Here is a 13,540-nt window from a genome sequence, read left to right on the forward strand (position 1 = left end):
AAATAAGAAAAGAGGAAAAAATATGGACAAAAAAGAATTAGAAAAGGTATCTGATTTTTCACTTGGAGAAGAAAATACTGCGTACGCTCAATATTTTATTGGAAAAAGTTATTTGAGTACTTTAAATAAGGAAGAGACATTTATAGCAAATGTTACATTCGAACCAGGTTGTCGTAATAATTGGCATATCCATCATGTTGGAGGACAAATACTTATTTGTGTTGGTGGTCATGGATGGTATCAAGAGTTTGGTAAAGAAGCACAATTGTTGAAGAGTGGAGATGTGGTATATATTGCGCCAGAGATTAAACATTGGCATGGTGCTGTAGCAGATGAGGCGTTTGCACATTTAGCATTATCTGTTCCAGTTGAAGGAGCATCCAACGAATGGTGTGAGCCAGTTACAGATGAAGAATATAATAAATTAAAATAAAATTTTAAATAGAGCTTACAGTATAAATATTTATATGGTAAGCTCTATTTTTATTGTATATAATATTTTTATAAAACTTGTATGTAATTAAGTAAAATACTAATGGGAGAAAATTATGAAAGATTTATTTACAATAGGAGAGCTTTCAAAACTGTTTAATATTAATATTAAGACATTAAGATATTATGATGAAATTAATCTGTTCAAGCCCATATTTGTAGATAGAATGAATAGCTATAGATATTATTCAACAGAGCAATTTGAACAGTTAAATACAATAATATATTTAAAAGCACTAGGTATGTCTTTAAATGCAATAAGCTTTCATTTGAATAAGAGGGGTATTGATAACATAACAGAATTATTAAAAAATCAAAGTGAAATAACAAAAGAAAAAATAAAAGAGCTGCAAAGAATTGAGAAAAAAATTGAAAATAGATTAAGTCAAATCAATTATGCAATACAGTGCAGCAGTTTAGACATGATTCAGGAACTTAAATTTAATAAAAGAACTGTTGTTTTACTAAAACAGAGAATAAAGTCAGATAGAGATTTAGAGTTATCTATTAGAAATCTAGAGAATAACACGAACAAAAGTGCGTCTATTTTTAATGGAAAAGTAGGAGTTTCCATTTCTAAAGCTAAATTAAAAAGTAGAATATTTGAAGAGTATGATTCAATCTTTTTATTTACAGAAGGAGAAGAATATAGTGATAAATTACTAAAAGTATTGCCTAAAGGCATTTATATTACTATTCGATTTAATGGAACTCATAAGAATTCTCCAAAATACTATTATAAACTTTTAAAATACATAGAAGAAAAAGGGTATACAATTGGTGATGATTCAATAGAAATAACACTTATTGATTTTGGATTAACTACTAAAAGATCGGAGTTTATAACTGAAATACAAATATTGATAGAATAATATTGACACTCCAGTTACTGGATACTTTATAATCCTTAATATAAGTTTCTGGAGGTGAAAAAATGATAGGAACTATAGTAAATTGTCTTTCTATTATTAGTGGAAGTATTTTAGGAACAGTATTTAAAAAGGGAATAAAAGAGGAATACAAGGATATAATGCTGCAAGCAATGGGATTGTCCGCAACAGTTATAGGTATTAGTTCAGCGGTTAATTGTATTCCTAAAAGTAAGTATCATGTCGTATTTATAGTAAGTATTGCAATAGGTGGACTAATTGGACAAAAGTTTGATTTAGAGAAAAGACTTGATAATGTTGGAGCAAGGTTTTCAGAAAGTAATTTAGTGGAAGGGCTATCTACAGCTATATTACTATTTTGTGCAGGCACATTGTCAATCTTAGGACCCCTTGAAAGTGCCCTAAAAGGTGATAATACATTACTGTACACAAATTCTATGCTGGATGGAATTACATCAATTGTTCTAGCCTCAAATTTCGGAATAGGGATAATGGCTTCTTCAGTTATATTATTTTTATGGCAAGGATTAATTTATCTATCAGCAAATGTAGTATCAGTATATATAACTGCGGATTTATTAAATGAAATATCGATAGTAGGTGGGATACTAATATTAAGCTCGGGATTAAACATATTAAAAATAAAGAAAATAAAGGTTTTGAATTTATTGCCAGCATTATTTATTCCAATTATTTTCTTTATTATTAAAGGATTAGTGTAGATATTGAGTCTATTTTTTATCATCAATTTCCATTTGTTCTTTTCCCCAGTCATACAATGCATTTAAAGCAGGAAGTAAGTCTTTACCTCTTTCAGTTAAACAATACTCAACTTTAGGAGGAATAGTATTATACTGCTTTCTTATTATGAGTTTATGTGCCTCTAATTCTTGTAGGGATTTCGTGAGCATCATATTGGTAATGCCAGTTACGCTGCGTTTTAGTTCGTTATATCTAGTAACTTCATTTTTAGCAAGATGCCACATAATAGGTAGTTTCCACTTTTGCCCTAGTATATTAAGTGCATATATTACTGGGCATTTTGATTCATATATGTTTTTTCCCGGTAATGATGTATTATAAAGTATAGTTTTATCCATATCAAAAGCTCCTTTTAAGTTAATAGTATCCTTTTTATACTTACACAGAAAAAACTGCATACTTGTCTATTTATGTTCATATTGATATATTAATTATATCAATATGAAGGGGAGTTTTAAATATGAAGATTTATGCAATTAACGGAAGTCCAAGAAAAAATAATAATACAGCGACATTACTTAAAAAGGCTCTAGAAGGCGCAAAACAATCTGTAAAAAATAAAGAAGTCCAAACAGAAATTATTAATTTATACGATTATAATTACACAGGCTGTAAGAGTTGCTTTGCATGTAAGAGAATTGGCGGAAAAAGCTATGGAAAATGCGCAGTAAAAGATGACATCTCAGAGGTTTTAGAAAAGATTTCCGATGCTGATGCACTTATTTTTGGATCGCCAGTATATTTAAGCAGCATAACAGGACAACTGAAATCATTTTTAGAAAGATTAACTTTTCCTTATTTAGTGTATGATAATTCATATTCATCAATCGCACCAAAGAAAATGCCAACAGCTTTTATTTATACAATGAATGTTAAAGAAGATGTTATGAAGAAAATAGGATATGAATTCAATTTCAGAATGATTGATGGCTTTATTGAAAAAGTATTTACAAAGCCATTGGTAATGTATTCAAACGACACGTATCAATTTGATGATTACTCAAAATATAAGGTTGAATGTTTTTCAGAAGAGGACAAAGCTAAGACTAGAAAAAATCAATTTCCTTTAGATTGTGAAAAGGCATTTAAGTTAGGAGAAAGTCTAATAAAATAATACAGTCAAATAAAGAAGAGCTTTCCTTAAAAACTTTAATAAAATAAATTATACTAAAGGAAAATTTTTGGTATAATGGTATTATTATGATTTCAAGGGGAGTGAATATGGAATTATTAGATAAAATAAAAGAGTTAGGCGATATACATGCTATTGATTTTATTGGAGTAGCAGGACTAACTAAAGTTAAAAATGACATAAAGGAAATAAGTGGTTCCTTAATAGACGAATATCCAAGAGCTTTATCTATTGGAATAGTACTTCAAGATAGCATTGTGGATCTTCTTTCTGGCAGTGATAATTATGAAAATGCACTAGAAAATAAGATACATGGTTATGATGTAATAATGAACAGACTAGATAACTTTGCATCAATAGTAGGATCTGTAATACAGCGTAATGGATATAAGGCAATGCCATTACCCGCATCAGAACGTATAGACAGTACTAGAGTCTGTGCATCATTATCTCATAAGCTTACTGCTAGATTAGCTGGATTCGGATGGATAGGTAAAAGCTGTCTTCTTATTAATCCTAAATACGGTCCGCGCGTAAGGTGGACATCAGTATTAACGGATGCTCCTTTTGAGGAGAATAAAGAAATATTAGAAGGTAGATGTGGAGACTGTAATAATTGTGCAAAAGCATGTCCATCAAAAGCAATACTTGGCAGAAATTATGTAGCTGATGAGCCTCGTGAAGTAAGACTTGATGTAAGAAGATGCGAAGAACACCTTTCAAAGCGCAAACAAGAAGGAAAATTTGAGATTTGTGGTAAGTGTATGTATGCGTGTCCATTTGGAATGCAAAAAATTACGTTGTAACTCATTATAATAAGTTACAACGTAATTTTTAGATAAATTTATCTTACTTTTGATTTTTTTTTATCTTCATACATTAATATATCTGCAATTCTCATTAATTCATCTAAATCCCTATTGCTTTGAGAATAAATAGATGTACCCGCTGCAATACCTAAATTGCAAATACAGCCATCAATATGCATGGGGCTAAGAAATAAAGTTTTTATTTTATTAATTCGTTCATTTATAGAGCTTGTATCAGATACAATAAGAACAAACTCATCACCGCCCATTCTGGCTAATACATCTTCATCATATGTACAAAGCTTAAGACGGCATACTGATTCAATAAGAGCCTTGTCTCCAATGTTATGTCCAAATTTATCATTGATAGGTTTAAAGCCGTTTAGATCCATAAAAATAACTCCAAAATCCTTACTTGTCTGTTCATATTGTTTGATTTTTTGCTTTATATTCTCAAAAAACAGACGTCTGTTTGCAATTCTAGTAAGAGGATCAAAATTAGCTATTTTATATAATTTATCAGCTGTTTTTCGATATTTACTATTTACAAATTTTAAGTTATCTTCAATCACTTTTATTTCAGTAATGTCTTTGAAGGTAATCATTATACCGAGAAAACCGTTAATTCTATCTTCTGCTGTTGATGCAGAGAAAAGTGAATTTATGACTTCACCTTTAGAGGTGATTACATTCAGCTCTTTATTTTTAAATTCTTTGGTTTCTAATAACTCCATAAGAATTTTGTTATTTATATCTGTATTACCTAATAAAAACTCCACCAAGTTTTTATTTTTCAAGTAACTACTAGAATAGCCTAAAATATTTTCGGCAGCAGGATTTGATCTAATAATCTTAAAGTTTTCATCAAGCACCATAACAGGATCCATAATTGTATTAATAATTAGTTCAGGAGATGCAATGTGATGTATATCAAACATGTTATATCTTCTTATTATGTATATAAAAAATAAAATAAATACAATGGTAAATAGATTAGCCATAGGTGGCAGAAAATTATCTATAAGTGGGTAAAAGAAATCAGTAATAGATCCTAACATTAAAATTGTAGCGTCAACCAATATAAATATTCTTGCTTGTTTTTTTTCACCAATATAATTGGAGTTTTTTCCCCATTTGTATAAGAGAAAAAAAGCAAAGTAGAAATAACAATACAAATATAATAAAGTAACCCAATATAGAATTGAATTTGTAGAATTAACATAAGTCCAACCGAGGCCACTTGAGCTTTGAACTAAAGCTTGAACTAAAGCTGTATTTTTACTAAAAAGACTTATTAATATTAAAATTGCTGGAACTAAGTAAAAAATAAAATAATGATATTTATTTTTAAAAATGGTATCTCTTTTAGTAAGAACAATAAAGAAATAAAGAGTAAATGCTGGAAAACAGTACATACCAATGAGAGCAAGTTTGTGCCATATTAAAGCAGTGGAACTATTGGGAGCAATATAAAAAAACACGTAACAGAGATTCCATTCCCCTAAAGCTAAGCAAACCCAAAAAGAATACTTATTCAACTTGGACCGTATAGGGCTAAATTGAATAGAATAAATTGACAATAATAAAAAAAGAACAAAATTTCCATAGGAAAATAAAGATAACAAATTCATATTAGGTCCTCCGTGTTTTTATGTTTAAACTCTGATGTTTTTGTTTTTTAGTTTGTCAGAATACATTTTAGAATCAGCGGTTTTTACTAAAGTGTTGATATTTTCATTGCAAATTGCGAATGTAGAGTACCCTATGGAGATACCAATATTTAGCGACTTTTCTCCCACTTTTATATTTGCTTCAAAGTTTTTTCTTATCATATTAATTTTATCATCAATTATTAATTTGGATGGTGAATTTGGTATAAGAATTACAAACTCATCGCCACCTAATCTGGACAAGATTTCAGGCTTTTTTATACAATCTTTTAATCTATTGGCAGCAGTTTTTAAAATATAATCACCGATATCATGGCCATAATTATCATTAATTTGTTTAAAACCATTTAAATCCATATAAATTACAACAAAATCTTGTTTGTGTCTTTTGTAGGAATTAGCTAACTTACTAAGCTTACTAAAGAATACTCTCCTGTTTGGAAGTCCTGTCAATAAGTCGTAATTAGCAGCTTTAAATAGATTAAATACAAGCTTTTTATATTTATAGTTACTGATTCTTAATTGATTTTCTATAGCTTTCCTGTCGGTAATGTCTTTGAAGGTAATAATATATCCTAAAAACTCATTGTACTTGTTTTTAGCCACTGAAGTAGAATAAATAGTGCTGATTAGTCTACAATCAGAGGTTAAAAGGGTTGCCTCTTGATATTTAAAGGGTTTATTAGAAAGAAACAGTTTTTTCTTGAATTCATCGTAATCAGAATTTGCAAGAATATAACTAAGTTCTTTATGTTCAATTTGTTTAAAGGTGTAGCCTAATAAATCTGTAGTAGCCTTATTTATTTTTATTATCTTGTAATTAGCATCAAAAACTAGTACAGGGTCTTTTATAGTGTTTAAAATAGTTTCTGCTGTGACAGTGTTTGCATCAGAAAATAAGTTATAGCGCTGAATAGCTACAAAACCAGTAACTGCCAATAGCACAATTATAATATTTGAAATAGGTGGTAAACGAATACCAATAGTAGGAGCTAGTATATCCGTGTATACACCAATTATTAATGTTATAGAAGAAACAATAAGTAGAGCCCATGCTTGTCTTTTTTCTGAAAAGTAGGGAGAGAGTTTACCCCATTTATATACCAATAATAGGCCATAAACGATAAAAGTTATTAAGTAGGCTGAATATGACCAAAACCATAAATCATTGGATCCAATATCAGTCCATCCAAAGCCAGCAGGATTTTTTATAATAGTTACTGCAAGTAATAACTTGGAGCTAAATATATTTTTTGTTAAAAAAATTATTGGAATTATATAAATAGCAATAATAATTTTTTTTTGCTTTGATTTATTAATAAATTTAGTTAATAAAAGAAAGAAGTGCAGTGCAGTTGCAGGAAAAGTAACCCATCCAATGCCTGCTAATTTATACCAAAATATTGCATTAGCTATAGTAGGAGCTGTATAAAAAAAAGTATCACCAAAGCACCAAATAGCCAAACTTGTAAAAACTAGCATAAAAGGAAGGGCTAATTTTGATTTACGAATATGTCCAAAACTATATAACGCTCCTCTTACGAATAGAATAAAGTTGGTAAAAGAAAGCATTGATAGTATATTCATCAATATCACCTTTCAATTCCACGAATAATTGTTTTTGTGGAAACATTATATCATATTTTGTAGAAGATTAGAATATATATATTTAATGGAACTTTATACGCAAAAAATATAATAATGGAGTTTTAAATTAAAAAAATGCGCTTAATATGCATTCGACAAAAGTAGCCTTACAGAAAAGCATATGTTAGAATGGTTAAGTAAAGTAGTTTACATCAATGGAAGGCAGTGGAAAATGTGAAAGCAAATATAATAAACAAATTAACAATCCAATTTAATGAACATTTTTATGAAAAAAATGAAGTATATTTAACTATTGCTATAAAATTTGGGTTTTGCACAAATAAAATGCTAATATTACCACAGAAGGAAACAAGGACTTTTAATAAGGCAAGTGGAAATGTATTAATAAAATATATACAGCTAGAAATGAAGGAAAAATACAATATTAGTGTTAAAGGTAATGTTAAAACGGGTATGATATATCTTTCCATAAAAACAAAGGTGAAAAATATGGACTATGAGGGTATGTGCTTGTTGAAAATGTTATATAAGGATAAAATAGATGAAAATATGTTTAGCATAGCTAAAGGAGTTGCAAAGAAAAGATTTTTTAATAATTATAAGGATGTTAAATTTAGAGCCTATTATAGAATGATGGAATTTGTTAATATCAACAAGGGATTCGTTTTAGGAAATTTAACAAAAGATTTTTTAGATATAAGCCTAAAGGATTTTAGGGATTTTTATGAAGAAGTTGTAGTACCTCAAAATAGTATACTTTTTGTTAATGGAGATTTGAGCGAATTAGATAAAAGTAAAATTTTGAAGTTTATAGAAGGCATTGAAACAAATGAAAGATATATTTTTTCAGCAATAGAGCTAGTAAATGAATACTTGCAAACTAACATGCATTTAATTGAGTCGGCTGAAGAAGCTATAGAGATTGGAGCAATAAACTTTAAGTTTTTTAATGAAAACATAAAAATGCTTGAAAAACAACTTCTGCTTGAAATACTAAGTGAAATTATATTTAAGGATAAGGGAAAGGTTTTGGTAGATGAGTTTGATAACAGTTTACTTTATTTTAATTGTAAGCTGGATAAATATAGCTTAAAGCTTTTAGATTATCTAAATGAGGAAACTATTCAACAAGCTAAAACAAATGCACTGTACAAGCTGTCTTATATTTTAAATAACATGCCTTATGTATTTAATAAGTATTGTATTGATTTGTATTCAAAAGGAATTGATATTGCCGAGTATTTTGAAGTTTTAAGCAAATGTGATTATAAATTAATAACAGATATATATGTAAAAGGAAATTTAAAAATAACAGATGGACAACTTGTTTATACAAAGCCTTTGTAAGCAGTAATTAATTATTCCATGGTGATAATTAAAAGATAGCGGAGAGTGATACAAATGAAGAGATTTGGAGGCTCGTGGTGGGTGTTTGCGCTAATAGGAACTGCTAGTGCATATTTAAATCCTTATGTTGGTATGTTCGGGTTATTTAACTTTGTGGAATTTTTTATATTGATTTGCATGATGATAAATATTGTTTTTAGGGTCAAAGCTTTTGAAAAGAATGGATATGATAATAGATTAAGGATAGAAATTAGAGCAGCAGGTATTGCTATTTATATTATGGCTATAGCATTTTTCTTTTTAAATCTATTTGCAAGTGGAGTTGTATTTCTTTTGGCATTTACAGATAAAAATCCAGCTACTCCTTTTCGAATTTGGAGTAATCCAGATAGTATGAGTGTAATATTGTTATTAATAGAATTTGTATTCTGTATATTATTATTAGTGTCCTTAATATGTAAAGGAATCACTATAAGGAGGTTAGTAAAGAATCATGCAAAGAATTTTTAAGTTATGGTGGCTATTTGCATTAATGGGCATTTTAGTAGTTAAATTAAATCCTTATGCTGATTTCCTTGCAGGAATAAATGCAGCAGAATTATTTGTTTTAGCATTAATGGAGGTAGCTAATTTTGCCTTAAAACAAAAGGAATCACAATATAGGGAAGCAGTTAGGCTGATTACAGCTATAGAATATGGAACAGCTTGTGTATTTTTTATTTTAAAAGTAATCACGGGAATACTAGGCGTAACTTTGATTAAAGAAGCATATACTTTAAAGCCTGATAGTATTTTTGGCAATCCGGATAAGGTGAGTTTAGTACTATTTGTAATATCTATGATTTGTAATGTAGTTGTGCTTTTAACGTTTATATACAAAAAAAGAGAATCAAAAAAATCTAGTAGCAGTAGAGTTCATGTTAATAGAGAAAAGTATAAGAAAATAAATAGACTATGTTTTATAGGTATAGTGATTTCATTGCTTGTGGGCTACATTAATCCTTATGAACATTATATAAGCTTCTTCGTGAACTTATGGTATCCTCTTGCTTTATTTATTTATTTAATAAATATAAAAGCTGCGACCAAAGCGGCAGAAAGTAAAATTTTCAAAAATGAACTAAATGCATTAGGACAAAATCATCTCAAAACTTTTTATAGTAAAAAAATTAAAATATTTATGATAGCAATGCTATGCTTTCTAAAAATTGTTTGGGCTATAGTAGAATATATTTTTTATATAGATAAAACGGACTTATCAATAAATCTTTTTAAGAATGATTTTTTAATGAAAAATGCATTTTGGATGTTCATATTAGCTACAATATCAGAAATAGTTGTTTTAATTATATATAGTATAAGGATTTGGAAGGAAAATAAAGAAGAAGTAACTGTTATATGTTCATAGAAAGTTTAATAAACTTGACGCAGAAGTTATATCTATAATTTTATAAAATAGAGAATGTAAATGATATTAATATGATTATTTATATTCTCTATTTTTATACAAATATTAAAAAAGTTATCTATTTTTAATTTAGTATAAAAGATAAAAATTAACGATGAAAATATAATTAAATTTAAAATATGATATAATAATGTTTATATTCAATATTTTGTAAATACAATATAATGCAATTTAACGTTAATATGTGAATTTTATAGAATAAAAACATGAAATGTAGAATTAATTGTAACAAAATAATTGTTAAATAAAATAATAAATAGTAAAATAAATCTTAGGAAGCGTTTCATTATGAGAAGCAAATTTAAAAGAAGGTTGATGTAAAAGAAATCTCATAGAAAGGGAAACGTTACACTCACTAATCATGAGGATAAAAAAGGAGATGAAAAGGTGGAAACAAAAGCTAATAAAAATACGCTAGAGATTATATTGGATAAAAAGTATGCAATTAGGCCATTTATGACCACAGACGAAATTAGAAATTCCAATTTAATGGAGATAATGGACGAGAAAAGCAAGATAAGCATTGAGGAAAAATTACCATACCCTATTTATATAAACCATGATGTAGATGGTGAAGAATTAATGCTTAAGCTAGAAATCACAGATGAAAAATTAAGCGGTATTTATATCACTGTTGAAAGGGACATGACATCTGAGGAATATCATAGTGGTAATATAGGAAATTATGCAGTTGTGGGCAATAAGCAAATTCCTAAATTAGCAGGTATAAATCAAGTAGAGTACAGAAAAGTAAGAGAATTATGTAAGATATATGGCAAGTTCCCAAGTGAGGGTAATTTGACTAGAAGCATAAAAAGCTTACAGGATAAAATAAAAAAGGTAAGTAATGAAATTGAACCTATTAATGCAGAAAAAGCAAAGCTAGAAGAAGTTATAAATGCATTCAAGGCTATTGATGAAATATATTCAAAATATGAATCCTCAGGCTTTGATGAGAACATATTAAATGAAAATTTAGAGAACATAGCGAGATATGAAAAGACTAAAGAGACTTTAAAAACAGAAGGCATAAAAGATGAAGTAGAGTTAGCAAAAAGAATTGAAAAATACGAAGAAGATATAGAGAAGTTAGAAAAGGTTAGAAACAATCTTATTTGGGAAAGCAATCAAATTTCAGACTCTTATATAGCATATCAAAAGTATAAAGAGATAGGTGCGAGAAAATTAAGAGAATTGAAAAAAGAATTTATTTGCAATCTTAAAGCTAAAGATGAATTAAAGAGTATATGTGCATATGATAAAGATAAAGTTACACAGTATTTCTATGATGAAAAAATAAAAGTAATAGATACAAATATAGAAAAGTTAAACAAAGAAATTGATGCAATAGGTATTGTAGACGAGCTTGAAAGCGATGACAATATAGATTATTTATTAGAAAAGATAAGCAATAATGAAAGATATACTAAAAAGAATCATCCTATGAATGATGTAAACAGAGAAAATGAAATAAATAAACTTGTTAGAAGTTCAATAGAGGATATTAATGAAAATCTATATGCTGATTTAAATGCTATAAGTGAACTATATAATATCGAAAGCAGAATGGTAGGAATTCAAAAAGAAATAGACTTAAAGAAAGACTTAATTGAATTACAAAATGAAGTAAAGGTTTTACAAGAAGCTAAAGCAAAACTAGAAATACTAGATAAGTACAAACCTATTATGGTTACTAGAGATAAGCACAAGGATAATGAATTATTTAAAAACTCCTATGAGAAAAAATATGAAAAAGAAATAAAAGAATACAATAAAGTTGAAAGTGAATTGAAATCACTAGGAATAAGTAATTGGGATGACTATAACAAAAAACAAAGTAATCATGATGCTAAGGAACAAGAGCTTCTAAAAACTAAAAAAATATCAGATAAATCAGGATTGGATAATGTAAGAGTTATAGACAAAATTACAAAATACAAAAGCAGAAGAGACGATATCATAAAGAACAACAGCAACTTGTTATATATTGATATAGACGCTTATTTTGAGCATAAAGTTAAGAAAGAAGAAGGAACTAAAGTAGTACGTGAAAGTAAAAGTGCTCGAAGAAGAAGAGAAGATTTTGATAAGATTTTAAAAGAAGTAAAAAATGTAGATGAAAAAGTAAAACCTAAGGAAGAAACAAAGGAACAAGCAAAAGAAGAACCTAAGGAAGAAATAAAACCTAAGGAAGAAATAAAACCAGTTGTAGAAGAAGCACCAAAGAAAATTGAAAATGATATAAAGAAAAATGAAGAATCTAATAAGACACTAAAAGCAGCAGAAGATGTAGGTAAAGTAAAGCAGCAGAAAAAAGAAGTTAAGGAAGGTAAGGCAAAACCTGCACAAGCTAAGAGTCAGGTTAGTAATGCAAAGGTTAAAAAGCAAAGACCAAAAAGAACCTTTGATCAACTAAAAAAAGAACTATTATGTACTCTTAAAGCTAAAGATGAATTGAAAATTATTTCTGAGTACACTAAGTATGATGAAGTGAGGAACTTCTGTGAAGGAAAATTAAAGCAAATAGAAACATCTATAAGAGAAGTAGAAAAAGAAATCAGTACTATGGGTGTTTACGGTAAAAGTAATGTTGATGACAAAATAAATTATATGAAAGAAAAATTTGTTTTTATGTCTCAAGTATACAATTCATCAGATAGAGAAAAATACTTAAAACAATATAATTCATTGAAAGAAAATCAAGTAAGAGAAGCTGTTAAAGAAGCAATAAGAGAAATGGATTTAGATACAGCTAATGAATTTAAAAACATAAATGAGCTATATACTATCGAAAGCAAATTAGCAGAAACTCAAAAGGGAATAGATTTAAAGCAAGAAATAATTAGCATAGAGGCTGAAGGAAAGTTATTAGAAGAAGTTAAAAAGAAGATAGATATAGTAGGAAAATACAGTTACTTTGCTGCTTTTGCTAGTGATGCATTTTACGGTAATGCATATGCAAAATCTTTCGAATCACAAATTGAAGTATATAAGAAAACACAAAAAGAATTACAGGAATTAAAAATAACTAATAAAAAACAATTTAAAGAAGCTAAAAAAGCATATGACATTAAAAGAAAGAAATTATCAACAGATAAAAATGCAGAACAAGTTATGAACCTAAATGTAAATAAAGAAATAGAAAAAATAGAGGGTTACAGAAGTAAACAAAATGATATTATTAAAAAACTTCAAACTGTATAAGATATAAATTTAACTCTCAATACTAATAAAACCTTCCAAACTAATAATTTTAGTTTGGAAGGTTTTACACTAAGTTTGGTAAATATTTTTGAATTTTGTATATCAAAAAACGAGCATGTGAAGAAAAGTCTGTAAATAAAAATAATAAGGCTTTCTAT

At 28.0% G+C, this 13,540-nt stretch carries 12 protein-coding genes; 9 read left to right on the plus strand and 3 right to left on the minus strand.

The window, feature by feature from the left end:
• Positions 1 to 22 precede the first annotated feature (22 nt).
• The 3 genes from CLFE_RS02005 to CLFE_RS02015 all read left to right on the plus strand — a co-directional run bounded on the left by CLFE_RS02005 (position 23) and on the right by CLFE_RS02015 (position 2,104).
• Complete coding sequence (locus CLFE_RS02005; RefSeq protein ID WP_077894178.1) at positions 23 to 433, plus strand: cupin domain-containing protein; 411 nt, start codon at positions 23 to 25, stop codon at positions 431 to 433.
• Between the two features lie 115 nt (positions 434 to 548).
• Complete coding sequence (locus CLFE_RS02010) at positions 549 to 1,364, plus strand: MerR family transcriptional regulator (protein ID WP_077894177.1); 816 nt, start codon at positions 549 to 551, stop codon at positions 1,362 to 1,364.
• A gap of 62 nt (positions 1,365 to 1,426) precedes the next feature.
• Positions 1,427 to 2,104, plus strand: a complete 678-nt coding sequence (locus CLFE_RS02015) for a DUF554 domain-containing protein (protein WP_077894176.1) — start codon at positions 1,427 to 1,429, stop codon at positions 2,102 to 2,104.
• 9 nt (positions 2,105 to 2,113) lie between these two features.
• On the opposite strand, the gene CLFE_RS02020 is transcribed toward CLFE_RS02015, so the two are convergent.
• A complete protein-coding gene (locus CLFE_RS02020) occupies positions 2,114 to 2,482 on the minus strand; it encodes a winged helix-turn-helix transcriptional regulator (RefSeq protein WP_077851756.1) in 369 nt (122 codons plus the stop codon).
• A gap of 122 nt (positions 2,483 to 2,604) precedes the next feature.
• On the opposite strand from CLFE_RS02020, the gene CLFE_RS02025 reads away from it, so the two are divergent.
• Both CLFE_RS02025 and CLFE_RS02030 read left to right on the plus strand, forming a co-directional pair.
• Entirely contained in the window at positions 2,605 to 3,258 is a 654-nt protein-coding gene (locus CLFE_RS02025) for a flavodoxin family protein (protein ID WP_077851757.1), read from the plus strand.
• A gap of 107 nt (positions 3,259 to 3,365) precedes the next feature.
• Complete coding sequence (locus tag CLFE_RS02030; RefSeq protein WP_077894175.1) at positions 3,366 to 4,082, plus strand: 4Fe-4S double cluster binding domain-containing protein; 717 nt, start codon at positions 3,366 to 3,368, stop codon at positions 4,080 to 4,082.
• Between the two features lie 38 nt (positions 4,083 to 4,120).
• On the opposite strand, the gene CLFE_RS02035 is transcribed toward CLFE_RS02030, so the two are convergent.
• The gene (locus CLFE_RS02035) at positions 4,121 to 5,716 is read right to left on the minus strand and encodes a histidine kinase N-terminal 7TM domain-containing diguanylate cyclase (RefSeq protein ID WP_077894174.1); all 1,596 of its coding nucleotides are present in this window, start codon (positions 5,714 to 5,716) and stop codon (positions 4,121 to 4,123) included.
• 24 nt (positions 5,717 to 5,740) lie between these two features.
• Complete coding sequence (locus CLFE_RS02040; RefSeq protein ID WP_077894173.1) at positions 5,741 to 7,342, minus strand: diguanylate cyclase domain-containing protein; 1,602 nt, start codon at positions 7,340 to 7,342, stop codon at positions 5,741 to 5,743.
• Positions 7,343 to 7,576: 234 nt separating this feature from the next.
• On the opposite strand from CLFE_RS02040, the gene CLFE_RS02045 reads away from it, so the two are divergent.
• The 4 genes from CLFE_RS02045 (at position 7,577) to CLFE_RS02060 (ending at position 13,382) form a co-directional block, all read left to right on the plus strand.
• Entirely contained in the window at positions 7,577 to 8,710 is a 1,134-nt protein-coding gene (locus CLFE_RS02045) for a hypothetical protein (protein ID WP_077894172.1), read from the plus strand.
• A 54-nt stretch (positions 8,711 to 8,764) separates the two neighbouring features.
• Complete coding sequence (locus tag CLFE_RS02050; protein WP_139356188.1) at positions 8,765 to 9,220, plus strand: hypothetical protein; 456 nt, start codon at positions 8,765 to 8,767, stop codon at positions 9,218 to 9,220.
• Positions 9,204 to 10,118, plus strand: coding sequence for a hypothetical protein (locus tag CLFE_RS02055; RefSeq protein ID WP_077894170.1), 915 nt, complete (start codon positions 9,204 to 9,206; stop codon positions 10,116 to 10,118). The genes CLFE_RS02050 and CLFE_RS02055 overlap by 17 nt, the downstream gene beginning before the upstream one ends.
• A gap of 447 nt (positions 10,119 to 10,565) precedes the next feature.
• Complete coding sequence (locus CLFE_RS02060) at positions 10,566 to 13,382, plus strand: hypothetical protein (RefSeq protein ID WP_077894169.1); 2,817 nt, start codon at positions 10,566 to 10,568, stop codon at positions 13,380 to 13,382.
• The last annotated feature ends 158 nt before the right edge of the window (positions 13,383 to 13,540 follow it).

Source organism: Clostridium felsineum DSM 794, from assembly GCF_002006355.2.
GTDB lineage: Bacteria > Bacillota > Clostridia > Clostridiales > Clostridiaceae > Clostridium_S > Clostridium_S felsineum.